At 58.8% G+C, this 26,799-nt stretch carries 24 protein-coding genes; 8 read left to right on the forward strand and 16 right to left on the reverse strand.

The features are described 5' to 3' along the window. Positions 1-9: 9 nt before the first annotated feature. From nuoH to PMI37_RS16745, 7 genes are all read right to left on the reverse strand, one after another. Positions 10-1,017 (reverse strand): NADH-quinone oxidoreductase subunit NuoH, encoded by a 1,008-nt coding sequence (gene nuoH / locus PMI37_RS16715; protein ID WP_008082852.1) that lies wholly within the window; start codon positions 1,015-1,017, stop codon positions 10-12. Continuing rightward, the gene (nuoG, locus tag PMI37_RS16720) at positions 1,014-3,728 is read right to left on the reverse strand and encodes an NADH-quinone oxidoreductase subunit NuoG (RefSeq protein WP_008082854.1); all 2,715 of its coding nucleotides are present in this window, start codon (positions 3,726-3,728) and stop codon (positions 1,014-1,016) included. The genes nuoH and nuoG overlap by 4 nt, the downstream gene beginning before the upstream one ends. A 134-nt stretch (positions 3,729-3,862) precedes the next feature. Continuing rightward, positions 3,863-5,218, reverse strand: a complete 1,356-nt coding sequence (gene nuoF, locus PMI37_RS16725) for an NADH-quinone oxidoreductase subunit NuoF (RefSeq protein ID WP_008082856.1) — start codon at positions 5,216-5,218, stop codon at positions 3,863-3,865. Next, positions 5,215-5,712, reverse strand: coding sequence for an NADH-quinone oxidoreductase subunit NuoE (gene nuoE, locus PMI37_RS16730; protein WP_007920186.1), 498 nt, complete (start codon positions 5,710-5,712; stop codon positions 5,215-5,217). The genes nuoF and nuoE overlap by 4 nt, the downstream gene beginning before the upstream one ends. A gap of 2 nt (positions 5,713-5,714) precedes the next feature. Next, positions 5,715-7,499, reverse strand: a complete 1,785-nt coding sequence (gene nuoC / locus PMI37_RS16735) for an NADH-quinone oxidoreductase subunit C/D (RefSeq protein WP_008082858.1) — start codon at positions 7,497-7,499, stop codon at positions 5,715-5,717. 73 nt (positions 7,500-7,572) lie between these two features. Next, complete coding sequence (locus tag PMI37_RS16740; RefSeq protein WP_003223809.1) at positions 7,573-8,247, reverse strand: NuoB/complex I 20 kDa subunit family protein; 675 nt, start codon at positions 8,245-8,247, stop codon at positions 7,573-7,575. 10 nt (positions 8,248-8,257) lie between these two features. Continuing rightward, positions 8,258-8,671, reverse strand: coding sequence for an NADH-quinone oxidoreductase subunit A (locus PMI37_RS16745; protein ID WP_003223812.1), 414 nt, complete (start codon positions 8,669-8,671; stop codon positions 8,258-8,260). A 1,335-nt stretch (positions 8,672-10,006) separates the two neighbouring features. On the opposite strand from PMI37_RS16745, the gene PMI37_RS16755 reads away from it, so the two are divergent. From PMI37_RS16755 to PMI37_RS16790, 8 genes are all read left to right on the forward strand, one after another. Continuing rightward, the gene (locus tag PMI37_RS16755; protein WP_008082861.1) at positions 10,007-11,245 is read left to right on the forward strand and encodes an aminotransferase class I/II-fold pyridoxal phosphate-dependent enzyme; all 1,239 of its coding nucleotides are present in this window, start codon (positions 10,007-10,009) and stop codon (positions 11,243-11,245) included. Between the two features lie 9 nt (positions 11,246-11,254). Beyond that, a complete protein-coding gene (locus tag PMI37_RS16760) occupies positions 11,255-12,082 on the forward strand; it encodes an HpcH/HpaI aldolase/citrate lyase family protein (protein ID WP_008082863.1) in 828 nt (275 codons plus the stop codon). Between the two features lie 10 nt (positions 12,083-12,092). Beyond that, entirely contained in the window at positions 12,093-12,617 is a 525-nt protein-coding gene (locus PMI37_RS16765; RefSeq protein WP_008082865.1) for a MaoC family dehydratase, read from the forward strand. An 84-nt stretch (positions 12,618-12,701) separates the two neighbouring features. Then, positions 12,702-13,691 (forward strand): ornithine cyclodeaminase family protein, encoded by a 990-nt coding sequence (locus PMI37_RS16770; protein WP_008082866.1) that lies wholly within the window; start codon positions 12,702-12,704, stop codon positions 13,689-13,691. A gap of 63 nt (positions 13,692-13,754) precedes the next feature. After that, positions 13,755-14,732, forward strand: a complete 978-nt coding sequence (locus PMI37_RS16775; RefSeq protein ID WP_008082868.1) for an NAD(P)-dependent oxidoreductase — start codon at positions 13,755-13,757, stop codon at positions 14,730-14,732. Next, the gene (locus PMI37_RS16780) at positions 14,725-15,468 is read left to right on the forward strand and encodes a class II aldolase/adducin family protein (RefSeq protein ID WP_008082871.1); all 744 of its coding nucleotides are present in this window, start codon (positions 14,725-14,727) and stop codon (positions 15,466-15,468) included. The genes PMI37_RS16775 and PMI37_RS16780 overlap by 8 nt, the downstream gene beginning before the upstream one ends. Next, the gene (locus tag PMI37_RS30945) at positions 15,465-16,622 is read left to right on the forward strand and encodes a pyridoxal phosphate-dependent aminotransferase (RefSeq protein WP_008082872.1); all 1,158 of its coding nucleotides are present in this window, start codon (positions 15,465-15,467) and stop codon (positions 16,620-16,622) included. Before PMI37_RS16780 ends, PMI37_RS30945 begins: the two co-directional genes overlap by 4 nt. Before the next feature lie 26 nt (positions 16,623-16,648). Beyond that, complete coding sequence (locus PMI37_RS16790) at positions 16,649-17,812, forward strand: MFS transporter (protein WP_238552713.1); 1,164 nt, start codon at positions 16,649-16,651, stop codon at positions 17,810-17,812. Between the two features lie 285 nt (positions 17,813-18,097). Here the strand turns inward: PMI37_RS16790 and aceA are convergent, their stop codons facing one another. The 9 genes from aceA to PMI37_RS32540 form a co-directional block, all read right to left on the reverse strand. Further along, the gene (gene aceA, locus PMI37_RS16795) at positions 18,098-19,423 is read right to left on the reverse strand and encodes an isocitrate lyase (RefSeq protein WP_008032724.1); all 1,326 of its coding nucleotides are present in this window, start codon (positions 19,421-19,423) and stop codon (positions 18,098-18,100) included. A gap of 474 nt (positions 19,424-19,897) precedes the next feature. Then, a complete protein-coding gene (locus PMI37_RS16800; protein ID WP_008082880.1) occupies positions 19,898-20,659 on the reverse strand; it encodes a secretin N-terminal domain-containing protein in 762 nt (253 codons plus the stop codon). A 391-nt stretch (positions 20,660-21,050) separates the two neighbouring features. Then, positions 21,051-21,476 carry a GNAT family N-acetyltransferase gene (locus PMI37_RS16805; protein ID WP_008082881.1) on the reverse strand — a complete coding sequence of 142 codons (426 nt, stop codon included), beginning with the start codon at positions 21,474-21,476 and terminating at the stop codon, positions 21,051-21,053. Further along, the gene (locus tag PMI37_RS16810) at positions 21,469-22,638 is read right to left on the reverse strand and encodes a ribosomal protein uL16 3-hydroxylase (RefSeq protein WP_008082882.1); all 1,170 of its coding nucleotides are present in this window, start codon (positions 22,636-22,638) and stop codon (positions 21,469-21,471) included. The genes PMI37_RS16805 and PMI37_RS16810 overlap by 8 nt, the downstream gene beginning before the upstream one ends. Before the next feature lie 86 nt (positions 22,639-22,724). Beyond that, entirely contained in the window at positions 22,725-24,095 is a 1,371-nt protein-coding gene (gene purB, locus PMI37_RS16815; protein ID WP_008082884.1) for an adenylosuccinate lyase, read from the reverse strand. Between the two features lie 126 nt (positions 24,096-24,221). Next, the gene (gene hflD / locus PMI37_RS16820; protein ID WP_008082887.1) at positions 24,222-24,845 is read right to left on the reverse strand and encodes a high frequency lysogenization protein HflD; all 624 of its coding nucleotides are present in this window, start codon (positions 24,843-24,845) and stop codon (positions 24,222-24,224) included. Next, positions 24,842-25,966 carry a tRNA 2-thiouridine(34) synthase MnmA gene (gene mnmA / locus PMI37_RS16825; protein WP_007920201.1) on the reverse strand — a complete coding sequence of 375 codons (1,125 nt, stop codon included), beginning with the start codon at positions 25,964-25,966 and terminating at the stop codon, positions 24,842-24,844. The genes hflD and mnmA overlap by 4 nt, the downstream gene beginning before the upstream one ends. Positions 25,967-26,025: 59 nt before the next feature. Then, positions 26,026-26,472 carry an NUDIX hydrolase gene (locus tag PMI37_RS16830; RefSeq protein ID WP_008082889.1) on the reverse strand — a complete coding sequence of 149 codons (447 nt, stop codon included), beginning with the start codon at positions 26,470-26,472 and terminating at the stop codon, positions 26,026-26,028. Between the two features lie 218 nt (positions 26,473-26,690). Continuing rightward, the coding region (locus PMI37_RS32540) for an NADP-dependent isocitrate dehydrogenase (RefSeq protein WP_008082891.1) at positions 26,691-26,799 on the reverse strand (109 nt) is incomplete at its 5' end.

Consider the following 26,799-nt stretch of genomic DNA (forward strand, 5'->3'; position numbering starts at 1 on the left):
GTCAAATCCTCACTGAACCGCGACTGCAGGCGTGTTCCACAACACGACCGCAGCGGTCACCAGCAAATTGATCAGGGTCAGTGGCAAGCAGAATTTCCAGCTGAAATCCATCACCTGGTCATAACGCGGACGCGGGATAGACGCGCGCAGCAGGATGAACAGCATGATGAAGAACGCGGTCTTCAGTGCGAACCAGAGGAAGGACAGTTGCGGCAAGATGCCGAACGGACCGTGCCAGCCACCGAAGAACAGGGTGACCAGCAGCGCCGAGATCAAGATGATGCCGATGTATTCACCAACGAAGAACATGCCCCATTTCATACCGGCGTATTCAATGTGGTAACCGTCGGCCAGTTCCTGCTCCGCTTCCGGCTGGTCGAACGGGTGACGGTGAGTCACGGCGACGCCAGCGATGAAGAAGGTACAGAAGCCGAAGAACTGCGGAATGATGAACCACAGGTTCTGCGCCTGGTACTCGACGATGTCGCGCATGTTGAACGAGCCGACCTGGACCACGATGCCCATCAGGGCCAGGCCCATGAACACTTCGTAGGACACGGTCTGTGCCGAAGCACGCAGGGCGCCGAGCAGGGCGAACTTGTTGTTACTCGACCAGCCGGCGAACAACACCGCGTAGACCGACAGACCGGCCATGGCGAAGAAGAACAGCAAGCCGATGTTCAGATCCGCGACGCCCCAGGTCGGGGTGATCGGGATGATCGCAAACGCGATCAGCAAGGCGGACATGGCCACCACCGGTGCCAAAGTGAAGATCACTTTGTCGGCAAACGGCGGGGTCCAGTCTTCCTTGAAGAACATCTTCAGCATGTCGGCGGCGATCTGGAACATACCAAACGGGCCAACGCGGTTCGGACCGTAACGGTCCTGCCACCAGCCCAGCAGGCGACGTTCGACAAAGCTGAGCAACGCACCCGCGACCACCACGGCCAACAGAATGACGATGGCTTTGATGACCGTCAGGATCACATCGATCACTTCAGGGGTGAACCAGGTCATTGCGCTGCCTCCTGCAGACCGTCGACGGATACGCCGGCGAATGCCGGTGGAATGCCGGCGATGCCCGCAGGCAATGCCACCAGACCTGCGCCCAGTTCTTCATTGATGCGCAGCGGCAGACGCAGGGTCTGACCGGCCACGTTCAGGCTCAGCAATGCACCTTCGTTGACGCCCAGACGATCCGCTTCGGATTTCGCCAGTGCCACGTAAGCGGCCGGAATGCGCTCTTGAACCGGCGCGGCTTTCGAAGAGTTTTCTTCGCTGCCGAACAGGTGGAAGAACGGCACGGCTTGCCAGGTGCCCGCTGCCGGGCTGAACGCACGCGGTGCTGCCGCGAACCAGTTCAGCGAGTCGCCAGTGCTTTCGATCAGGCGGGTGCCCGGGTCGCCAGCGCGGATATGACCACCGACTTCGTCCTGGAACTTGTTCCACGCTTGTGGCGAGTTCCAGCCCGGAGACCAGGCGAAAGGAACCTGCTGACGCGGTTCAACCGAACCCGAGTAACCTTCCATGGAGAAGGCGAACGCGGTGTCTTTGTCTTGCGGGGTGCGCGGTTCGTGAACGCTGATGTCGGCGCGCATCGCGGTGCGACCGGAGTAACGCAGCGGCTCACGCGCCAGTTTCAGACCCTTGATGCGGAACGCCGCCGACGGTGCAGCGTCGACGATACGCGCCAGTTGCGCGGTGCTCGAAGCAACGGCAGCGGTGACGTGGTCGAGTTGCGTCCAGTCGATCGGCTGGTTCAGCAGGGTCGCGCGCAGGGCGTGCAGCCAGCGCCAGCCTTCGTGAACCAGAATGCTCGCGTCCAGATATTGCGGATCGAAAACCTGGAAGAAGCGCTGGGCGCGACCTTCCTGGCTGACCAGCGTACCGTCGCCTTCAGCGAAGCTTGCGGCTGGCAGAACCAGGTGCGCGCGGTCGGTGGTCGCGGTCTTCTGATGATCAGCAACGATCACCACTTTCGCAGCGTTCAGTGCGGCATCGACCTTGTCTTTGGCGGTGCGGGTGAACAGATCGTTTTCCAGCACAACGATCGCGTCAGCCTTGCCGTCGATGACGGCTTGCAGCGCAGCGTCCACCGATTCGCCACCGAGCATGGCCAGACCGAGGCTGTTGGCTTCCGGCACGATCAAGCTGATCGAACCGTTCTTCTCGCGCAGTTTCAGTGCTTTGGCGATGTTCGCGGCGGCTTCGATCAGGGCTTTGGAGCCCAGCGAAGTACCGGCGATGATCAGCGGACGTTTGGCCGCGAGCAGGGCGTCGGCAATGCGCTGAGCCAGTTCCAGTGCTTCGGCGTCCAGACCTTCAACGGCCGGGGCGCTGGCGTCCAGTGCGTGGGCAACGGCGAAACCGATGCGCGCCAGATCGTCCGGAGCTGCGTGTACGCATTCTTCAGCGATGTCGTCGAGCTTGGTTTCCGCCAGGCTGGCGATGAACAGCGGGTTCAGCGCGTGCTGGCCGATGTTCTTCACCGCAGCGTCGAGCCAAGGCTGAACGCGCATGGCTTCGGCCATGTCTTCAGCTTTGCCTTTGACCGATTGACGCAGCGACAGCGCCACACGGGCGGCGGTCTGGGTCAGGTCTTCACCGAGGACGAAGATCGCATCGTGGTCTTCGATGTCGCGCATGTTCGGCACAGGCAGCGGACTGTCGTTCAGCACCTGCAAGACCAGACGGATGCGTTCCAGCTCGGACGCTTCGATACCCGAGTAGAAGTGCTCGGCGCCAACCAGTTCGCGCAACGCGTAGTTGCTTTCGAGGCTGGCACGCGGCGAACCGATACCGACAATGTTGCGACCGCGCAGCAGGTCAGCGGCTTTATCCAGCGCAGCGTCCAGACCGAGCTTGGTGCCGTCGGCCAGCAGCGGCTGACGTGGACGGTCGGTGCGGTTGACGTAGCCATAACCGAAACGGCCACGGTCGCACAGGAAGTACTGGTTCACCGAACCGTTGAAACGGTTTTCGATGCGACGCAGTTCACCGTAACGCTCGCCCGGGGAGATGTTGCAACCGCTCGAGCAGCCATGGCAGATGCTCGGCGAGAACTGCATGTCCCACTTACGGTTGTAGCGCTCGGAGTGAGTCTTGTCGGTGAACACACCGGTCGGGCAGACCTCGGTGAGGTTGCCGGAGAACTCGCTTTCGAGGGTGCCGTCTTCAACGCGACCGAAGTACACGTTGTCGTGGGCGCCGAACACACCGAGGTCGGTGCCGCCAGCGTAATCCTTATAGAAACGCACACAGCGGTAGCAAGCGATGCAGCGGTTCATTTCGTGGGAAATGAACGGGCCCAGTTGCTGGTTCTGGTGGGTGCGTTTGGTGAAGCGATAACGGCGCTCGTTGTGGCCGGTCATCACTGTCATGTCTTGCAGGTGGCAATGACCGCCTTCTTCGCACACAGGGCAGTCGTGCGGGTGGTTGGTCATCAGCCATTCAACAACACTGGCGCGGAACGCCTTGGATTCTTCATCTTCGATGGAGATCCAGGTGTTGTCGGTGGCAGGCGTCATGCAGGACATGACGATGCGACCACGGGTGTCGTTCTCGTCGGTGTACTGCTTGACCGCGCACTGGCGGCAAGCCCCGACGCTACCAAGCGCGGGGTGCCAGCAGAAATATGGAATGTCGAGGCCCAGCGACAGACATGCCTGTAACAGGTTGTCTGCCCCGTCGACTTCGAGCGCTTTGCCGTCTACGTGGATAGTGGCCATGGTTCAAAGGTCTTCGTTGGCCCGGTGTCAGCGGGCGTGGCTAATGGAATCTTGTTATCCGTGCGAATCAAACCAGCCTCGAAAGGCGTCATCGCAGGAGGTGAAAGGCCCAGGCCCTTCACCTTATTAAGCGTTTACGCGCCGATTACGATCGGCCTTGCCAGAGGCGGGACGGCGGCGCTGACTGGCGCGATACCGGCTTCGAACTCTGGACGGAAGTATTTGATGGCACTGCCCAACGGTTCCACGGCACCCGGTGCGTGAGCACAGAAGGTCTTGCCCGGGCCGAGGAAGTTGACCAGACCCAGCAGGGTCTCGATGTCGCCTGGCTGACCGCGGCCTTCTTCGATGGCCATCAAGAGCTTGACGCTCCATGGCAAACCATCACGGCACGGGGTGCAGAAACCGCACGACTCGCGAGCGAAGAACTGCTCCATGTTGCGCAGCAAGGAGACCATGTTGACGCTGTCATCCACCGCCATGGCCAGGCCGGTACCCATACGGGTGCCCACTTTGGCGATGCCGCCGGCGTACATTTGTGCGTCGAGGTGCTCAGGCAGGAGGAAACCGGTACCGGCGCCGCCTGGCTGCCAGGCCTTGAGTTTGAAGCCGTCGCGCATGCCGCCGGCGTAGTCTTCGAACAACTCGCGACCGGTGACGCCGAATGGCAGCTCCCACAGGCCCGGGTTTTTGACTTTGCCGGAGAAGCCCATGAGCTTGGTGCCCATGTCTTCGCTGCCTTCGCGGGCCAACGATTTGTACCAGTCAACGCCGTCGGCAATGATCGCCGGCACGTTGCACAGGGTCTCAACGTTGTTCACGCAAGTCGGCTTGCCCCACACGCCGACGGCGGCAGGGAAGGGCGGCTTGGAGCGCGGGTTGGCGCGACGGCCTTCGAGGGAGTTGATCAGTGCGGTTTCTTCACCGCAGATGTAACGCCCGGCGCCGGTGTGGACGAACAGCTCGAAATCGAAGCCGCTGCCGAGAATGTTTTTACCCAGCAGGCCCGCTGCCTTGGCTTCTTCCACGGCACGGTTGAGGTGCTTGGCGGCGGTGGTGTATTCGCCACGCAGGAAGATGTAGCCACGGTAGGTTTTCAGCGCGCGAGCACTGATCAGCATGCCTTCGATCAGCAGATGGGGCAGTTGCTCCATCAGCATGCGGTCTTTCCAGGTGTTCGGCTCCATTTCATCCGCGTTGCACAGCAGGTAGCGGATGTTGATGGATTCGTCCTTGGGCATCAGGCCCCACTTCACACCCGTGGGGAAGCCGGCACCGCCGCGACCTTTCAAGCCTGCGTCTTTCACGGTCTGGACGATGGCGTCCTGATCCATGTCGGCGAAGGCTTTGCGCGCAGCGGCATAACCGTTCTTGGCCTGGTACTCGTCGAGCCACACGGCTTCGCCGTCGTCACGCAGACGCCAGGTCAGCGGGTGAGTCTCGGCCGAACGCTGAATGCGGTTGGCAGGACCGAAAGATGTCAGGGTCATACGTAGCCCTCGAGCAGTTTGGCGACGCCAGCAGGCTGCACATCACCAAAGGTGTCGTCGTCGATCATCAGCGCCGGTGCCTTGTCGCAGTTGCCGAGGCAGCAGACAGGCAGCAGGGTGAAACGACCGTCGGTGGTGGTCTGCCCCAGGCCGATGCCCAGATTGTTCTGGATTTCGCTGACCACCGACTCGTGGCCGCCGATGTAGCAGACCATGCTGTCGCAGACGCGAATGATGTGACGGCCAACCGGCTGACGGAAAATCTGGCTATAGAACGTCGCCACACCTTCAACGTCGCTGGCCGGGATGCCGAGGATCTCGCCGATCGCGTACAAGGCGCCATCCGGCACCCAGCCGCGTTCTTTCTGAACGATCTTCAGGGCTTCGATCGACGCCGCGCGCGGGTCTTCGTAGTGATGCAGCTCGTGCTCGATGGCCGAGCGCTCGGTTTCACTGAGGGTGAAACGGTCTGTCTGGATAAGCGTGCTGTTCATGCTTAGCGGTCCACGTCGGCCATAACGAAGTCGATACTACCCAGGTACGCAATCAAGTCCGCGACCATGCTGCCTTTGATCACCGAAGGGATCTGTTGCAGATGCGGGAAGCTCGGAGTGCGGATCCGGGTACGGTAGCTCATGGTGCCGCCGTCGCTCGTCAGGTAATAACTGTTGATGCCCTTGGTCGCTTCGATCATCTGGAAGGATTCGTTGGCCGGCATCACCGGGCCCCACGAAACTTGCAGGAAGTGCGTGATCAAGGTTTCGATGTGCTGCAGCGTGCGCTCTTTCGGCGGCGGCGTGGTCAGCGGGTGATCCGCCTTGTACGGGCCTTCCGGCATGTTGCGCATGCACTGGTCGATGATCTTGATGCTCTGGCGCATCTCTTCAACGCGCACCATGCAGCGGTCGTAGGCATCGCCATTGGCAGCCAGCGGCACTTCGAACTCGAAGTTCTCGTAGCCGGAGTATGGACGCGCTTTACGCAGGTCAAAGTCGCAACCGGTCGAACGCAGGCCGGCACCGGTGACGCCCCATTCCAGGGCTTCTTTGGTGTTGTAGGCAGCGACGCCGATGGTACGGCCCTTGAGGATGCTGTTCTGCAGGGCAGCCTTGGTGTATTCGTCGAGGCGTTTTGGCAGCCATTCAACGAAGTCTTTCACCAGTTTGTCCCAGCCGCGCGGCAGGTCGTGGGCAACACCGCCGATGCGGTACCAGGCCGGGTGCAGACGGAAACCGGTAATCGCTTCAATCACCGTGTACGCCTTCTGGCGGTCGGTGAAAGTGAAGAACACCGGAGTCATGGCGCCGACGTCCTGGATGTATGTCCCGAGGAACAGCAGGTGGCTGGTGATCCGGAAGAACTCGGCCATCATGATGCGGATGACGTCGACCTTCTCAGGCACCTTGATGCCGGCCAGCTTCTCGACCGAGAGCACGTACGGCAGGTTGTTCATCACGCCGCCGAGGTAATCGATACGGTCGGTGTACGGGATGAAACTGTGCCACGACTGACGCTCGGCCATCTTCTCGGCACCACGGTGGTGGTAACCGACATCCGGCACGCAGTCGACGATTTCTTCACCGTCCAGCTGCAGAATGATGCGGAACGCACCGTGCGCCGAAGGGTGGTTCGGGCCGAGGTTGAGGAACATGTAGTCCTCGTTCGTCCCGGAACGCTTCATGCCCCAGTCTTCAGGGCGGAAACGCGCGGCTTCTTCCTCAAGCTGTTGCTTGGCGAGGTTGAGGCTGAACGGATCGAATTCGGTAGCACGCGCCGGGAAGTCCTTGCGCAGCGGGTGACCTTCCCAGGTCGGCGGCATCATGATGCGCGACAGGTGCGGGTGACCTTTGAAGTCGATGCCGAACATGTCCCAGACTTCACGCTCGTACCAGTTGGCGTTCGGCCAGATACCGGTAACGGTCGGCAAGCTGAGGTCGCTCTCGGACAAGGCGACCTTGATCATCACGTCACTATTACGCTCCAGCGACATGAGGTGATAGAACACGGTGAATTCAGCGTCGCTCGGCAGCCCTTGACGCTTGGTGCGCAGACGCTCGTCCACGCCGTGCAGGTCATAGAGCATGACGTACGGCTTGGGCAGGTTGCGCAGGAAGGTCAGGACTTCGACGAGTTTGGCGCGCGCCACCCACAGCACCGGCATGCCGGTGCGGGTCGACTGAGCGGTGAACGCTTCGGCGCCAAAACGGTTGTTCAATTCAACGACCACATCCTGGTCGTCTGCCTTATAAGGCGGGATGTACAGAGCGCTGCCTGTAGTCATGGTTATTTTTTCGCTTTCGGTCAACGTAAAGAATGAAGCCAGCTTCTCGTTTCTTTGTCAGAACAGATCTGGATCAGACTTCGTCAGGGCTGCGCAGGTTAGTAACTGCGATTCGCTGTTCGCGGCGCTGTTCCTTTTGCGAAGGCATGTCGGCGCGATAAACGCCTTGATCGCCAACGACCCAGGAAAGCGGACGACGCTCCTGTCCAATCGATTCCTGCAACAGCATCAAGCCTTGCAGAAATGCTTCCGGACGAGGAGGGCAGCCAGGTACGTAGACGTCCACGGGCAGGAACTTGTCCACCCCTTGAACCACAGAGTAGATGTCGTACATGCCACCGGAGTTAGCGCACGAACCCATGGAGATCACCCACTTCGGCTCAAGCATCTGCTCGTAGAGACGCTGGATGATCGGCGCCATCTTGATGAAGCAGGTACCGGCGATAACCATGAAGTCGGCCTGACGCGGCGATGCCCGGATAACCTCGGCGCCAAAGCGCGCGATGTCGTGGGGCGCCGTGAAGGCGGTGGTCATTTCCACGTAGCAGCACGACAAGCCAAAGTTGTACGGCCACAGGGAGTTCTTACGTCCCCAGTTGACCGCGCCACTCAGCACGTCTTCCAGCTTGCCCATGAAAATGTTTTTGTGAACTTGATCTTCTAACGGATCGGAAACGGTTTCCCGTTCGCCAATCGGATACTGCTCGTTAGGAGCATCGGGGTCGATCCTGGTGAGATTGTATTGCATTGCCAAAGCCTCATTGTTTCAGCTTCGCCTGCCGCTTGCGACGAGCTTCCGGAGCCCAGTCAAGGGCGCCCACTCGGAACAGGTAGACAAGACCTGCCAACAGAATTGCTATGAAAACGAGAGCTTCGACGAATCCGGTCCAGCCGCTTTCGCGGACGGACACAGACCATGCAAAGAGAAAGAGGGCTTCGATATCGAAGATCACGAAGAGCATCGCGACCAGATAGAATTTGGCTGAGAGCCGCAAGCGGGCGCCACCGGTAGGTAGCATGCCCGACTCGAACGGTTCGTTTTTGCTGCGGCCCCAGGCTTTTGACCCAAGGAGGCTGGAGACGCCAAGCATGAAGGCACACAGGCCGACGACACCCAGAAGGAAAATGGCAAAGCCCCAGTTGTGGGCCATGAGTCCTGTCGCTTCGGGCATGCTGGTAATCCTTAACAGAGAGCAAAGGTCTCTGAGCTTGATAAAGAAATAGGCAGTGACGATATGTCGCAGCAATCAATCGCGCTGATTTTATGGCTAAACACCCGGCAAGTAAAATTCCTATAGCGAAATTATTTATTGGAATAAGGACATAGCGCACCTCCAAGCCCCGCCAGCCCATGCGTTGCGGGCATTAGCCGGTTTTCCGGGAAATATGTTTTGTTTGAAATGTAACGAACATAGTTACTGCTAAATGATAATCAATATTGTTTGGAGCGGTTTTTCAACTGTTTATCGGGTGAGGTGTTGGGAAGTTGTCTTACTTGCACGTTACTGCAAGTAGCGATGGCGCCCGTTTTACCCGATTTTTCCTACGCCCGACCCGCTCTGGATCAATGTTTCACCCAAAGGCTGCCCTTGACCCCGCAGGAGCAAAGCTTGCTCGCGAAAGCGCCAGACCAGCCACCATCGGTTTCGGACATCAACCGGAACGCCGAACACATCCCATCGAGCTACCTTGGATAAATGACACCCCGTAGGAGCTGCCGCAGGCTGCGATCTGTTGATCTGCTTTTTTTACGATCCAAAGATCGCAGCCTGCGGCAGCTCCTACAGGGTATTCGCGGCGAGTTCGCTGGTGCGGCAGACGCTGGCCAACAGGATTCGATTGACCACTCAGTATGATCACTTGATGCAGCATCAACAGGGCTCGGCGCTGTGTGTTGTCGACGACGGGGTCGATAAGGTTTTGCGGGAAGGAATTGAGAGCTTCAGTGAGCGGGGGCTCAGTTGGAAACTGATGGCCCGGTCAGTTGCCTCTTTGATCTTTAAACCCCGGCGCTCTCGAAGTAGCCCCACGCATAGCCACCGTAAAGCTGAGTTCGCAGACCTCCATCGATGACCATATCGGCGCCTTCGGCTATCGCATCTCCCGATGTCTGAGGCCGCGCCCGTGATAAGCGCTGGTTTACCGCTCAATCTTCCATTCATTAATTACTCTGCGCAATACAAGGCTGTGGGGCGTGTGCCGGGAAGTTGTAGGTGGCGCACGGCTAGAACCTGGAACCGTTAATGTGATCTGGCCTGTGCATATGATCTTTAAGAGTGTTCCTACAGATCATTCGTTAATCATTGAAGGGGTTTTCTTGAATGCCTACAAAAGCGCTGACTGTGACGCTGAGGTGGGCTGTAATCAATTAAGCTTTGATGGTGTAGAGATGTTGGATGTTGGATGTTGGATGTTGAATGTTTGTTGGTGCGCAGTATTTTCATTGACGCTACTTAATTGCCTGCTGGTCATTGTTCCGGTTATATGGACTTATATTGAGGTCGTGTATGTCAGAGCAGCGAAACAAGTACATTAATACCGCCCGATCCGTCGATATTGGAAATCCGTCATGGGCCTTTGCACAACAATCGGGGTTGACCGATTTGAGTGTCAAGCATACTCAGCTGGGGCGTATGCAGGACCAGAACGGCCATGCCTTCATGAACATGTGCTCTTGTTCATATTTGGGTCTTGAGGTCGATCCGCGTCTGGCGCGCCGCGCCGCCGATTATGTGCTCAATAGCGGTACGGTGAACCTGCCCACCTCGCGTATCAGGATAAGGTTGCGAGAACTCGATGAGCTTGAGGATGCCTTGTCCGCGCACTTCAACTGTCGAGCCTTTACGGCGACGTCCTGCAGTGCGGGGATCGTGGCCTCGTTGCCGCTCCTGGCCGCTGGTATGTTTACTCAGGGGCAGCGCCCCGTAGTGATCTTTGACAAACATGCCCATTTTGCCCTGAATCAGGTCAAGGCCATTTGTGGTGATGAAACGCAGGTGGTGACCTGCAATCACAACGATGTCGATTTTATTGAGGATATGTGCAAGCGGTACCCGCTGGTCGCCTATGTTGCTGACGGTGCCTATAGCATGGGAGGCAGTGCGCCTATCGAGCGGTTGTTGGCGTTGCAGGATAAATATGGGCTGTTTCTCTATTTCGATGACTCTCACTCATTAAGTGCCTATGGCGAACAGGGTGAAGGTTATATTCGTACGTATATACCCGAGTTGAATCCTCGTACCCTGCTGGTGTATTCATTGGCCAAGGCATTCGGTGCCAATGGTGGCGGCATATTCATGTCGGAGAAGGCCGACTATCAAAGTGTCTTTCGTCGCTTTGGTGGGCCGATGTCTTATTCTCAATATATAAATCCGGCTGCTATCGGTGCGGCCATGGCGTCGCTGGATATTCATAAGAGTCCTGAACTTGGCGTCTTGCAGGAGAAGCTGAATTCCAATATTCGTCTATTCGACAGTTTAATCAATACAGAGCACGCGGGGTCAGGGCTGCCGATTCGGGTTATTCCATTGGACAGCCCGGACATGGCGATCAGCGTTTCCGAAGGTGTGTTCAAACGAGGCTATTACACCTCGGCGGTGTTCTTTCCGATTGTGGCCAGAAACAAGTCCGGTTTGCGCGTGATGCTGCGTGCCGATATGTCGGAAGAGGACGTACGGAGTTTTTGCTTCGCCGTCAGAGCAGAGATTGAAGTAGCCCGCTTGCACCTGAAGCCTGCCGAGCATTGAGAGGTGGTGATGACTCATCCGATACCACGAAGCCTGTTGTATTGCTCTGCCTTGCACCCGGAGCAATACGCCAAGAGTGCCCTGACGGATGTCATGGTGATTGATCTGGAAGACGGTGTTCCCCTCGCCAAAAAAGCCGAAGCCCGCTTATGTGTCGAGCAGTTCTATCGATCCCCTACAGCGCAGCGTACGGCGCTGCGCATCAACCCGCTGCGTGATAACCAAGGGTTGCTTGATCTGTTGCTGGTGCAATCCCTCGAACAGCGCCCCGAATACATCGTCCTCGCCATGGCTGAAGCCGCAGCCGAAGTAGACGTCGTACGCGCCAATTTAGGGGGGCAGGGAGGCAGCCCGAAAATCCTCGTCACCGTCGAAACACCGGCCTGCCTGCGGGATATTTACGCCATTGCATCCAGCGCTGACGGACTGATTTTCGGTTCTGCCGACTACGCGGCCAGCCTTGGTGTGCCGATTGGCGGCTGGAACAATATCCTCCACGCCCGTACAAGCATCGTTGCCGCCGCCAGCGCAGCGGGGATTCCCGCGTTCGACACCGCTTACTTCAACCTCGATGACGACGCCGGGTTACTCAAGGAATGCCAGGACACCCGGGCGTTGGGATTCAGTGGCAAGACCTCGATTCACCCAAGGCAGATATCCATCATCAATGAGGCGTTCACCCCTTCGATCGCCGAGTACGAACATGCCTTGGCCGTTGTGCAGGCGGCGCAAGACAGTGGTGAAAAAATCACCCGGCTGAAGCACCTGATGGTCGGGCCGCCCTTCGTCAAGCAAGCCCGCAAAGTCATCCAGCGCGCCCAGGAACTGGGTCTATAAGGAGAACAGCATGGAACCGATGATTCCGGCCCATGAACGGATCGCTGCCAACCGATACCGTGAGTCTTATGGGCTGCATTACGAAGAATTTGTGGTCGGGGACGTGTTCGAGCATCGCCCCGGTCGCACGGTGACTGAGCTGGATAACATCTGGCAGTCACTGATGAACATGAATAACCATCCGGCGCATATCGATGTGGCTTACGCACAGCGCACCGAGTTCGAAAAGCTGCTGGTGAACAGCTCGGTGACCTTGTCGATCATCAGCGGCATGACGGTCTCGACAATGAGCGCCCGGGCCATCGCCAACCTGGGCTGGGACGAAATACGCCTGCCCAGTCCGGTGTACGTCGGCGACACCCTGTATGCCGAGAGCGAGGTGGTCTTCAAGCGTGAATCCCGATCACGTCCGGGCCAGGGCATCGTCACCATCAAGGTGATCGGTCGCAAGCAGGACGCCACTCCGGTCATCACCTACCTGCGCACCTTTCTGGTGCCAAAGCAGGGGTTTTCCCAGGACTACCCCGTCGGCTAGACGCCGGTTTGAGTCAGCGTGCAAACGCTGCCGGTCAGGGAATGGCCGGGACCTTCAAAAAGCTTTGATGGAAAAGGACAAGCCATGCTGCTGCTTAATCGTGAAGACATCAGGCGTTGTGTCGAGTTGCCGACGCTTGTGCGCGTACTCGAAAAAGCTCATCGCGGCTTTTCACTCGCCGCCCCCGTGGTTCCGCCACGTTCGATCATCCTGCACGAGCGACAAAAGGCATTTTCGTTGTTCATGCCGGCCTTTTTGCCTGCGAGCCAGACCCTGGGCATCAAGGTGTCGTCGTTTCATCCCGGCAACGCCGAGCAGGGGCTCTCGACGATCAATGGCGCGGTTTTGCTGATCGACATCGACAGCGGCCGGTTATTGGCGATGCTCGACAGTTCCGCCCTGACGGCGATTCGTACCAGTGCCATGAGTGCGTTGGTGACGGACAAACTCTGCCTGCAGACGCGGCTCAATCTGGCGGTGATCGGAGCCGGGGCTCAAGCGGCGGCGCATATCAAGGCGATGGCCGCTGTCAGGGAGTTGGGGCAGGTCAGGATATTTTCCCGCTCAATGGCCCGCAGTGTCGCGTTGGCCGAACGTCTGTCCATTGAGCTTGCGCAGCCGGTCGAGGCTGTCGAACGCATGGAAGATGCGTTGGCTGACGCGGACATTGTCTGCACGACAACCTCCCACGACAGTCCGCAGCCGTTGATCGGGGCGCATCAGCTCAAACCCGATGCCCATATCAATGCCATCGGCGGCAGCACACCGCAAGCATGCGAGATCGATCCTCGATTGCTGGGCAGTGCTCAGGTGCATGTCGATCATCTCGACGCCGCATGCCACGAGTCGGGCGAAATCGCCCAGGCCTTGGCGTGGTCGGTGATTGAGCGCAAGGACATCCGCGAGATCAGCGCCCTGGTGGTCGAGCAGCCTTCGCCGGTCACCCGCAAACAAGGTCTCAGTTACTTTCGCAGCGTTGGCCATGCCAGCCAGGACATGGTGGTTGCCGCCTGCATCTATGACGCGGCGGTGGCGGGGCATATCGGCCAACAGTGCGACTACCTCCGTGCCTGAAAATCGCCGGGCGCAACGTTTTGAATCAGCAGTGCCAACGACTCGGGAAGGAAAAGGATGCCCATGAATATTCTGATGATCGATTCGCAGCGAGTGAATTATGTCGACGCTGGGGAGTATGTCCGGGAAGCGCAGCATCAGCGCTATCGCCTCGAGGTGACCACCGCCCCTTCAGATGAGCAACTGGCCAAAGCCGACGGCATCATTGCCTTTCATTCGGTGGTCATCGACGCGCCGCTGATCGCCAGAATGCCGCGTTGCCGCGCTTTGGTGAAGGCAACGATCGGCCTTGATGATGTGGATGTCGAGGCGTTGAGCGCGCAAGGCATTGTGTGCGCCAACATCGGTTCTGTAGGGGTGGAGGAAGTTGCCGAGCATGCCTTGGCGTTGATCCTCTTGGCCCAGCGCAAGCTGTGCGACTACGCCCGGCACACCCGCCAGGGCGGCTGGAGCTGGCGAGCCCATAGCGGCGAAGTGAAAGCCTGTGCCGACACGGTTCTGGGTGTTGTGGGTTACGGCGCAACAGGACGAGCATTGGCCCGCAGGGCGGCGGCGCTCGGTTACCGGATCTGCTTTTACGATCCCGGGGTCGAGCGTTGTGCCGAAGACATTGCCACGGGCCTGACGCTGGATGCTTTGCTCGCTACCGCCGATGTGCTGTCGCTGCATCTGCCGCTTACCCCGGCCACCGCACATCTTATGAACGACGCGGCATTTTCACGGATGAAGCACGGCGCGACCCTGGTCAATACCGCGCGAGGCGGCATCGTCGACACCGATGCGTTGCTGCGGGCCTTGCAGGCCGGGGTTGTGTCCATGGCACTGCTGGATGTCGTGCAGGAAGAGCCGGCACCTCCCAAAGCCTTGATCGAGCATGAGCGGGTGTTATTGACGCCGCATGCCGCTTTCTACAGCGAGCGCTCGTTGGCCCAACTCAAAGCCAATGCCCTGCAAACGCTGCTGGCGCTGTTACAGGGGCAAACAGTCGACACGGTGGTCAATCCCGATTGCGTATCGCGGGAGGCAAACGGCTATGCCTGAATTGAAACGTGCGGGGTTTGAACCGTCCCGAGCCGGGTTGCCGGCCTGGTTCGACCTGGCGATCGGCAACAGCATTGTCCAATACGGTCAGCGTCTGGCGGCGCGACAACTGCTGGTCAACACGTTGGGCAATATCGCTGTACGCAGCCGCTGTGCGTACTGGCAACGCGAGGTGATCTACACCAAGCACCGCGGCATCTCTCTGGAAGAGTGCGGGCTTGAACATCTGTCGGTGCTGGACATGCAATCCGATGGCCTTTTGCACGGACGTTTGCGCCCCAGTCAGGGGCACCAGATGCACCGGGAAATCATGCGTTGTCGCGCCGACGTCAATGCGACGGTGCACCTTCATCCCAACGACGTCATTGCCTTCTTCGCTGTCATGCAATGGCGTGAGATGGCGTACGTGTCGAACGACACGGCCCTGGTCATGGGCAAGCCGCCGAGCATCCTCGACGCGGGCATCAATGTCGAGCTGGATATCAGTGCGATTGGCCGCTGTGCCAGCGACACCAACTGCATCGTCATGCCCAGCCATGGCATTACCTGTTTTGGCCGCGACCTGTCGGAGGCGTTTCATCGCGCCGTGGCATTCACGGCCGAAATCAGCCGGTTGATTACCAGTCATTGTTTATCGGCCGCCACGGGAAAGTCGGTGGTGTACGCCAGCCACGAGGAGGTCCGGCAGATGTACGCGCTGGGCGAACAAGTGATCTACGGAGGGATGCGCAAATGAAGTTTCACCCCCACATCTCATGCTCCGGTTCATGGAAGGCGCCAGAGCGCGATCTTTCATCGGTGCTGCTGGATTTGAATGAAAACCAGTTTTTACATCGGTTTCTGGCAGGGTTCATTGCCAACGAATTGAAGCCTCAGGATCTGTTTGCCTATCCCAATTACCGCCCGCTCCTCAACCAGCTCGCGCAGTACTGCAAGGTCTCCACCGACAGTCTGCTGCTGACCAATGGCGCGGATCAGGCCATCGATCTGGTGATTCGGTTACTGTTTTCGCCAGGGGATCGGGTGGTGGTGCCTTCTCCGGTTTTTTCCTTCTATTACCAGATGCTCGACGTCAACGGCGTGGTGCCGGTGATCGCGGGGTTTGAAAAACAGGCCGGCAAATTCGTGTTGCCCACCGAGGCGGTGCTCCAGTCCTTGCACACCAGTCAGGGGTTGATCCTGTGCAACCCCAACAATCCACTGGGAGTACGCATCGACCCAGAGCAATTGCGAGTGTTTGTCGAATCTTGTGTCAGGCAAGACAAACCGATGATCGTCGACGAATGCTACTTCGAGTATTTGCAACAGTCGTGTCTGGATACGTTCAGCGCAGTCAGGCAGTTGTTTGTGATTCGTTCATTTTCCAAGTACTTCGGACTTGCCGGTTTGCGCCTGGGGTATGTGGTCACGCGCCCGGAATCAATCCGTGAGCTGATGAAAGTGCGCGGCCCTTGGGATGTGAACCATGTGGCGGTGAAAGCGGCGCTGTTCTGTTTGCAGAATCAGCAAGCCTTGCAGCAAGCGCACGATCATCTCGCGCAGATCAAACGTGAAATTATCGACGTCTGTCGGGCCAACGCGATCGTCGTCTATGAGAGCGATACGAACTTTTTGCTGCTGCAGGATGAGCACGATGGTCGTCTGGCCAGCGCTTTTGCTCAGGCCAATATCCGCGTAAGCGACTGTTCGCAATACCCGCACAGTTTCGGTCTGTTGCGCGATGTGCTGCGCGTGGCCGTTCCCTCGGCGTCGGATCTGAAAACATTCCTGACGACGGTATTGCGTGGCAGCGGCAGTGCGGCTTGCCTGAGCGAAGTGAACATCGAGCAGCACATTGCCCAAAGGCCTGCGTTGCGAACACCGCAACACGTAAAGGTTAATTTCAAATGACGACATGGCTGAAAGGGAATCGCCTGATGGCAGGAATGCGTAACATTGTTTTGCTCAGATTGCTGTTCGTCATGGCCAATGCGTTGGGGCCTTTTGCTGCCTTGTTTTTTCATCGGCATTACCAGCTCGACAGCTCTGCAGTGGCCTTGGTGATCACACTGATGTCGGCGTTTTATCTGCTGGGCAATCTGTTGGGCGGGGCGCTGATCGGTCGTTTCAACTTCCGGACACTTTTAATCTGTACCTCGTCCTGTTCGTCACTGTTTTTGTTGCTCGCTGCCGTGCTCAGTTCATCGGTCAGTTCCATTGCGATGGTGCTGCTGTTCATGCTGTGTGCGGGCCTGATCACGCCGGTATTCAGTGTCCTCACGTCCCTGGCGGCGAACGACAGCAATCGCATCGCCTCTTTTGGCTATCTGCACCTGGCCACTAATCTGGGGGGAGCGCTGCTGTTCGTGATGGGTGGCTACTTGCTCGGCCTCGACAGTCACTATCTGGTGCTGTTTGCGATGGGCGCCAGTGTTCTGTGCCTGTTGGCCAGTGTCTTTCTTGCGCTGCCGGAACGTCAGGGCGCTGCGACTGAAGCCAGAAAAACCTCGATGGGTGCGTTGGTCGATGTACCCAGGATCGTCATCGTTGCGGGCGCCATGTTCTTTGCGTTGTCGGTGCTGGATGCGCAACGTGAATATCAATTGCCGCTATGGCTTGATGAGGTGACGGCGGGCAAGGCCACAGGCCTGTTCGGTGCGGTTGGTATCGTCAATGCGTTGCTGGTGGTCGTGGTGACGCAGCCGCTGATTGCCTTGACGTCACGTTTCGGGGCGCTGACCAATCTGTCCCTGGCGGCGGTTTTTTACGGCATCGGATTCGGCGCCTATGCCTTTTTCGAACAGACCGCGCTGATTCTTTCGTTCGTGTTCTTCTGGACGCTGGGTGAGATTCTTGGCGTGACCTACATCACCGCGTTGATCGCGCAGAAAACCACCCTGCAAACCCAGGCCAGCCTGTTCTCGCTTATACCTGTGGTGCTGGCGTTGGCGAGGATGGTGTCTGTGGGGATCGGCGCCTCTTTGATCGCCGGGATCGGGTTCCAGTTGAGCTGGAGTCTGTATGGGCTGGTGGGTCTTTTGTTTGGCGGCGTTTGTCTTTTGCTTGCTGGCAGAAGGGGGCGCTTTGCGACTGCAGCGTGATCTGGCTTGGGTCCCCTGATAAGTGACACCCTGTAGGAGCTGCCGAAGGCTGCGATCTTTTGATCTGCTTTTTTTTACAATCAAAAGATCGCAGCCTTCGGCAGCTCCTACAGGGGGGGGCTTGCGGGCGGCCATACGCGGGTTGGTAGATCGGCTGCAATAGGCATGCGCGGCCGCCAAACCCCAGACAAAAAAACGCCCCGAACCAGTCGGGGCGTCAGTCTTTCGGCTCTGCGGTTAGCTTTCTATCCGATCCGCAGAGGCCGTTTGCTCAGGCGGAAGAGATCAGTGGAACTGTTCTTCTTCAGTCGAACCGGTCAGTGCAGTTACCGAAGACGAGCCACCTTGAATCACGGTGGTCATGTCGTCGAAGTAGCCGGTGCCCACTTCCTGCTGGTGAGCCACGAAGGTGTAACCCTTGGCGGCGTCAGCGAATTCCTGCTCTTGCAGTTTCACGTAAGCAGTCATGTCGTTGCGGGCGTAGTCGTGCGCCAGGTTGAACATGCTGTGCCACATGTTGTGAATGCCGGCCAGGGTGATGAACTGGTGCTTGTAACCCATGGCGGACAGTTCGCGCTGGAACTTGGCGATGGTCGCGTCGTCCAGGTTTTTCTTCCAGTTGAAGGAAGGCGAGCAGTTGTACGACAGCAGTTGGTCCGGGTATTCCTTTTTGATCGCTTCGGCGAAGCGACGAGCCTCGTCCAGATCCGGCTTGGCGGTCTCGCACCAGATCAGGTCGGCGTACGGGGCGTAAGCCAGACCACGAGCGATGGCTTGATCCAGGCCGGCACGGACCTTGTAGAAACCTTCCTGAGTGCGCTCGCCAGTCACGAACGGCTGGTCGTACGGGTCGCAATCGGAGGTCAGCAGGTCAGCGGCGTTCGCGTCGGTGCGGGCCAGAATGATGGTCGGGGTACCGGCAACGTCAGCAGCCAGACGAGCAGCGGTCAGCTTCTGTACGGCTTCCTGAGTCGGAACCAGTACTTTACCGCCCATGTGACCGCATTTTTTCACGGAAGCCAGTTGGTCTTCGAAGTGAACGCCGGCAGCGCCTGCTTCGATCATGCTTTTCATCAGCTCGTAAGCGTTCAGCACGCCACCGAAACCGGCTTCAGCGTCAGCCACGATCGGCGCGAAGTAGTCGATGTAGCCTTCGTCGCCCGGGCCTTTGCCGGCTTTCCACTGGATCTGGTCAGCACGACGGAACGAGTTGTTGATGCGCTTGACCACGGTTGGCACCGAATCCACCGGGTACAGCGACTGATCCGGGTACATCGATTCGGCGGAGTTGTTGTCCGCAGCAACCTGCCAGCCCGACAGATAGATCGCCTGGATGCCGGCTTTGACTTGTTGTACAGCCTGGCCGCCGGTCAGGGCGCCCATGCAGTTGACGAAATCTTTCTCAGGACGGAAGGACGGCTTGGCGCCCTGGGTGACCAGGTTCCACAGCTTCTCGGCGCCCAGTTTTGCAAAAGTGTGCTCAGGTTGAACCGAGCCACGCAGGCGGACGACGTCAGCAGCGGAGTAAGCGCGTGTCACGCCTTTCCAGCGCGGGTTTTCAGCCCAGTCTTTTTCGAGGGCTGCAATTTGCTGTTCGCGTGTCAGTGCCATGGAGATAAACCTCGTCGCGTCTTTTATGAAAAGTTGTTCTGCGGTGGAAAATTCCTGCGCTCGCTGACCAGAAGCTTAGGTGGTCAAGTCGGATTCGGCGGGGTAGGCGACGGGATGAACGATGGGCTCGAGGGGAAGTGAGCAGGTAGTGGCGGACTGCGGGCGCATTCGGGCGTCGTGGGCCTCTATACGATCTACAGTGTGGAGCCGGGTTACCTAATTACGCTTCCGTCCCTCGGGACAACTTCGTTCCAGTCGGCAACCTCGTCAAACACACCTTGTGGGCGGTACAGACACGAAGCGGTTCGCGGGGTAGGTGCGAACATCGCTTCGAAGGCCCTTGCCAGGGCCTCTGATTAGCGGGAGCGAGGCCATCATGCCTTCGCTTTTTTGCCTCGTCAAACGTTTTGTAGTGCTTTTTTTCAAGCACTACATCTTTCGTCTAATACGACTAATCAGTCAGTTTTCGGTGCTTTAGTCCAGCGTGTCGACTTTGACCCGCAAGGTCATGTCATCCCGGCCTTGAGTCGAGTAGCTGCGGGCCAAGCCCTGTTTATCGGCCTGCGTCTGGCTGTTGACGCCGGCGAGGGTGATCCATTCACCGAGGCGTCCGCTGACAGTTGTGTCGGTACTTTGTACGTTCACTACATCGGAACGTTCCTGGCTCATTCGGTCATTGTTGGTAGTGATTGCCAGGTGAACGTTGTCACCGGTGACGCTGGCGGTGACGTAAAACCCTCGAGTGACGTTGCGGTATTGGGTCTGGCTGCTGTAATCGCCGTAGGAATTACTCTGGCTGCTGGTGATCGGCACGCTTTGTCCTACCTGGATCAGCGCCGGCATGCCTTCGCTGGCTTGCACCTGTTGCACGCCGCCGTTACGGCTGGTGGTGCTGCGGCTGATGATGCGGGTCTGACTTGGCTGCGCGCCATTGACCGAATAACCCTCGTCGCCCCGACCATTGTTTTCGTTGGTGTCGACGGTGATCAGCAGGCGTTTCGGGGCGGTGTCGAGTTGGGTGATCAGTGCCTTGAGTTCCTGAATCTTGTCTGGCTCGGCCTTGATGATCAGTTGATTGCCGTAGGCGCTGACCTGACCGTCCTTGCCAAGGAAGTCTTGCGCCATCGGCAGCATGTCTGTGCTGGTGCGGTAATTGAGAGGCACGATTTCTGTGGCCGCCATCACCGAAAAACTGCAGCCGAGCAGCAGGGTGGTGAGCAGGGTGCGTAGGGACATGTCCGTTATCTCCGCGTTCGAAAGGCTTGATATTGCCAGTTTGTCGGCCTCGGGTGGGGCAAGTTGAATCCTGGACAGCAAAACGCCCCGGCATCGTTGGATGCCGAGGCGTTTCGAGAACTGCTTTTGTGGCGAGGGGATTTATCCCCGATGGGCTGCGAAGCAGCCCCAAATCCTGAAAACGCGGTGCATCAAGTAGACCGAGTTTGTCGGGTTGGCGACTGCTGCGCAGCCGAACGGGGATAAATCCCCTCGCCACAGGGTTTGCATGATCGTTCCCACGCTCTGCGTGGTAATGCAGCCAGTGACGCTCTGCGTCAAATGCCGCATGGGACGCGGAGCGTCCCGAGAGGCATTCCCACGCCGAGCGTGGGAACGATCAGGGCAGTGCTCAGGCCGAATGGCGAAGCATGTCGACATGCGGAATCCCGGCTTCGAGGAATTCCTCGCTGACCAGGCTGAAGCCCAGGCGCTCATAGAACGCCGTGGCCTGCACCTGCGCGCTGAGCATTTGCTGCTTCAGGCCGCGTTCTTCCGCTTCAGCAATCACCGCTTGCATCAGCGCATCTCCGACCTTCATCCCGCGCCAGTCTTTCAGCACCGAAACGCGGCCGATGTGCCCATCAGGCAACAGACGCGCAGTGCCAATCGGAAAGTCGCCTTCAAACGCCAGAAAATGCACGGCGGTCGCGTCATCCGCGTCCCATTCCAACTCAGGTGGCACCGATTGCTCGGCAATGAACACCGTTTCACGAATGCGCCGGATCTCGGCGATGTCCTTCTGCCAGTCTGCGACACGTACGCGAATCTTATTCATCGGCGAACCCCAGGCTGCCTTGCTTGACCAGCTCGCACAGCAGGCCGCGACCGTCTTCATCATTCAGCCACTCGCCGAGGTTATCGGCGTGCAGGGCGTCGGCGGCGCAGATCAGCTTCAGCAGTTCACGCAGTTTGCCCGGCAGATAACGGCTCTGGCCGCTGGCGAACAGCAGCAGGTCGTCATCGACTTCCGACCAGGCCAGACGCGCGCTCGGGTTGCGGATCAATACAGCGCCATCCTGCAGAGCGCTGAGGAAGTCTTCTTCTTCGACGTCTTCCGGGCCAACCACCAGCTCTGGATAGCGCGGCTCGGTCATGTACTGGCCGAACCAGGTCAGCAGCAGACGCTCGTCGCTCATGTGTTCAGCGAGCAGGGCTTTGAGGCGATCCAGCGCATCGTGTTGAATCTGATGCGGGTCAGCGGCTGGTTGCGCGTCGGCGTCGGTGTAGCGCTCTTCGTCAGTCAGGAACTGGCTGAGGAAGTCGGTGAAGTGGGTCAGCACTTCAGAGGCGCTCGGCGCGCGGAAGCCGACCGAGTAGGTCATGCAATTGTCGACCGCGACACCGCAGTGAGCCAGGCGCGGCGGCAGGTAAAGCATGTCGCCCGGTTCCAGTACCCATTCTTCGGTCTCGTGGAATTCGGCGAGGATGCGCAGATCCGCGTGTTGCAGCAGTGGGCTCTCGGAATCGCACATCTGGCCGATTTTCCAGTTGCGCTTGCCGTGGCCTTGCAGCAGGAACACATCGTAGTTGTCGAAATGCGGACCAACGCTGCCACCCGGAGCGGCGAAGCTGATCATCACGTCGTCGACGCGCCAGCTCGGCAGGAAGCGGAAGTTTTCCAGCAGCTCGCTGACTTCCGGCACGAACTGGTCAACCGCTTGCACCAGCAGGGTCCACTCTTTTTCCGGCAGTTTGCTGAACTCGTCTTCAGCGAACGGGCCGCGACGCAGTTCCCAAGGGCGCTCGCCGTGCTCGATCACCAGGCGCGATTCGACTTCTTCTTCCAGGGCCAGGCCGGCCAGTTCGTCGGCGTCGATCGGGCTTTCGAAATCAGGAATCGCCTGGCGGATCAGCAGTGGCTTTTTCTGCCAGTAGTCGCGCAGGAACTCGCGTGCTGTGATGCCGCCCAGAAGTTGAAGAGGAATATCGGGATTCATATGTAACCTATTGAAAAAAAGCACTTTTCAGACGGGAATAAAAACGCCCGGCGCGGCCGGGCGTCTCAAGCGGGGCAAACGGTCGATCAGATGCGTTTGGCTTGCGCTACAGCGTTGCCGATGTAGTTGGCCGGGGTCAGTTGCTTGAGCTCGGCTTTCGCTTCGGCAGGCATGTCCAGACCATCGATGAAAGTCTGCAGGGCTTCAGGGCTGATGCCCTTGCCACGGGTCAGTTCTTTCAGCTTCTCGTACGGGTTTTCGATGTTGTAGCGGCGCATCACGGTCTGGATCGGCTCAGCCAGAACTTCCCAGCAAGCGTCGAGGTCAGCGGCAATCTTCTGAGCGTTCAGCTCAAGTTTGCTGATGCCTTTGAGGCTGGCTTCGTACGCGATCACGCTGTGGGCGAAGCCGACACCGAGGTTACGCAGGACGGTGGAGTCGGTCAGGTCGCGCTGCCAGCGGGAGATCGGCAGTTTGCTCGCCAGGTGCTGGAACAGTGCGTTGGCGATACCCAGGTTGCCTTCGGAGTTTTCGAAGTCGATCGGGTTGACCTTGTGCGGCATGGTCGACGAACCGATTTCGCCAGCGATGGTGCGCTGCTTGAAGTAACCCAGGGAGATGTAGCCCCAGATGTCACGGTCGAAGTCGATCAGGATGGTGTTGAAGCGCGCGATCGCGTCGAACAGCTCGGCGATGTAGTCGTGCGGTTCGATCTGCGTGGTGTACGGGTTGAAGCCCAGGCCCAGCTCGTCTTCGATGAAGGCGCGGGCGTTGGCTTCCCAGTCGATCTGCGGGTAGGCCGACAGGTGCGCGTTGTAGTTGCCGACAGCGCCGTTGATCTTGCCCAACAGCGGCACGGCAGCAACCTGAGCGATCTGGCGCTCGAGACGGTAAACCACGTTCGCCAGCTCTTTACCCAGAGTGGTTGGAGAAGCCGGTTGGCCGTGAGTACGCGACAGCATTGGCACGTCGGCGAAACGGATGGCCAGTTCGCGGATGGCTTCGGCGGTCTGGCGCATCAGCGGCAGCATCACGTCGTCACGGCCTTCGCGCAGCATCAGGGCGTGGGACAGGTTGTTGATGTCTTCGCTGGTGCAGGCAAAGTGGATGAACTCGCTGACCTTGGCCAGCTCCGGCAGCTTGGCCGCTTGCTCTTTGAGCAAGTATTCGATCGCTTTGACGTCGTGGTTGGTGGTGCGCTCGATCTCTTTGACGCGCTCGGCGTGCTCCAGCGAGAAGTTTTCAGCCAGTTCATTGAGAACGGCGTTGGCCTCGGCGGAGAAGGCCGGCACTTCAGGGATGCCAGCGTGGGCGGCCAGGCGCTGGAGCCAGCGCACTTCAACCAGAACACGGGCACGGATCAGACCGTACTCGCTGAAAATCGGGCGCAGGGCCTGGGTTTTGCCGGCGTAGCGGCCGTCAACAGGGGAAACCGCAGTGAGCGAAGAAAGCTGCATGGGGTGTTCTCGGACAGTCGGGCAACGAAATGGGGCGCGTATCATACATGAAAAAATCCGCCGGTCCGTTGCCAACTGACCGGCGTATTACGCGTTACAGACTACAAAGCTTTTATTGCGCGGCGTTTACTCGCTGCGCATCAACGGATACAGCTCTTTGAGCAGCTTGCGCCGGCTGATCACCAGCTGCCAGCGATGGCCGCCGAGCTGTCGCCACAAGCGCGCCGAACGGATACCGGCGAGCAGCAGGGCGCGAATCTTCGAAGCGTTGCTCGGCTGTTGCAGGTTGCGCATGTCGCCGTGCACCTGAATGCGTTGGCGCAAGGTACTCAGGGTGTCCTGATACAGCGCGCCGCAGGCGGCAATCACGTTTTCATGGGCCGGGCCGAAATGTTCGACCTGCGACTGAATCTGCGGCAAGCGCTTGCCGATGGTGTCGAGCATATCGTCACGCTTGGCCAGTTGCCGCTCCAGGCCGAGCATCGACAGGGCGTAACGCAATGGCTCACGCTGCAACGTGCTCGGGTCGCGTTCGAGGGCGCCGATCAGCGCTCGGTAACCCTCGCGTAGATTGAGGTCGTCGCCGCCGTACACGTCCAGCGTGTCTTTCGGGTCGCGCACCAGCAGGCTGCCGAGCATGCACGTCAGGCCGGCTTCGCTGGTCTGGCCGCTCTTGGCGATCCGGTCGACCAGCACGGCGGCGAGAAACACGCCGCCGAGCGCCGTCAGTTGCTCCTGAGTCGGGCTCATGCCTGGCCGCTCCACGGCTCGGCGACTTCGATCACGCCGCCACCGAGGCAGATTTCACCGTCATAGAACACCACGGACTGGCCCGGCGTCACCGCGCGTTGCGGCTCGTCGAACACGGCGCGGTAGCCGCTGGCGGTTTTTTCCAGGGTGCACGCCTGGTCGCTCTGGCGATAACGTACTTTGGCGGTCAGGCGCAGCGGCTGGCTCAGGTCGATCGGGTTGACCCAATAGATTTCCGAGGCGAGCAGGGCGCTGGAGAACAGCCACGGATGGTTGTTGCCCTGGCCGACGATCAGCTCGTTGCTGTCGAGATCCTTGCGCAGCACGTACCACGGCTCATCGCCGGCGTCTTTCAAACCGCCGATGCCGAGGCCCTGACGCTGACCGATGGTGTGATACATCAAACCGTGGTGACGGCCGATGACTTCACCTTCGGTGGTTTTTATTTCGCCCGGTTGCGCCGGCAGGTATTGCTTGAGGAAGTCGCTGAAACGCCGCTCGCCGATGAAGCAGATCCCGGTGGAATCCTTCTTCTTGGCGGTGGCCAGCTCGTATTTCTCGGCAATTGCACGGACTTCCGGCTTTTCCAGTTCGCCAACCGGGAACAAGGTCTTGGCGATCTGTTCGCCGCCAACGGCGTGCAGGAAGTAGCTTTGATCCTTGTTCGGATCGAGGCCTTTGAGCAGTTCGGTGCGGCCATCGATGTCGCGACGGCGCACGTAGTGACCAGTGGCGATCAGGTCGGCGCCGAGCATCATGGCGTAGTCGAGGAACGCCTTGAACTTGATCTCGCGGTTACACAGGATGTCCGGGTTCGGCGTGCGTCCGGCCTTGTATTCGGCCAGGAAGTGCTCGAACACGTTGTCCCAGTATTCCGCAGCGAAGTTGGCGGTGTGCAGCTTGATGCCGATTTTGTCACACACAGCCTGGGCATCCGCCAGGTCGTCCATGGCGGTGCAGTATTCCGTTCCGTCGTCTTCTTCCCAGTTCTTCATGAACAGGCCTTCCACCTCGTAACCCTGCTCGATCAGCAGGAGAGCGGAAACGGAAGAGTCCACGCCGCCGGACATACCGACAATGACGCGCTTCTTGGATGTGTCAGAAGGGGCTGGATCACGCATAGGGATTCAATGAGTGTCTTGAAAAAGGACGCGATTCTATCAGGCTCGCGGCCTCAAGGCTAAAGAGAAGGGCGGATCAGTTCGAGGCCGAAGTGATGGCCGGCCAGATAATCGTCGATGCAGCGGATGATCAGCTCACTGCGCCAGTTGTCGCGCTGGGCGATTAATTCGTCGCGGGTCAGCCACTTGGCGCCGACGATGCCGTCGTCCAATTGGTAATCCGGGTGATGTTTGACGGCTTTGGCGCTGAAACACACGCGCTGGTAGGTCACGCCGTTGCTCGGGGCGGTGTACAGGTAAATGCCGATGACGCCGGTGGGTTCGACGTCCCAGCCGGTTTCTTCAAGGGTTTCGCGCACGGCGGCTTCGATCAGGGTTTCGTCCGGATCGAGATGGCCGGCGGGCTGGTTGAGCACGTTACGCCCGGCCTTGTGTTCTTCGACCATCAGGAAACGGCCGTTGTCCTCGACGATGGTGGCGACGGTGATGTGGGGGAGCCATTCCATAAAACCTTCCTCAATCTTTTGGTTGAACCCCAATCCCTGTGGGAGCTGGCTTGTCGGAACGCCGCATCGCAGCGATAGCGGTGGTTCAGTCACCATCCATGTTGGATGATAAACCGCTATCGCTGGCAAGCCAGCTCCCACAGGGTTTTGTGGTGATCATAAAACCCGGATACAAAAACCCCGGCACTAGGCCGGGGTTTGTTTGCCGCGCTACAACCTTAAACCAGCGCAGCAATCGCCGCGTTGAGGGTTGCGCTTGGGCGCATGGCCTTGCTGATCAGCTCGGCATTGGCGTGGTAGTAACCGCCGATGTCGACTGGCTTTCCC

It is taken from the genome of Pseudomonas sp. GM80 (assembly GCF_000282515.1).
In the GTDB taxonomy this organism is placed as follows: domain Bacteria; phylum Pseudomonadota; class Gammaproteobacteria; order Pseudomonadales; family Pseudomonadaceae; genus Aquipseudomonas.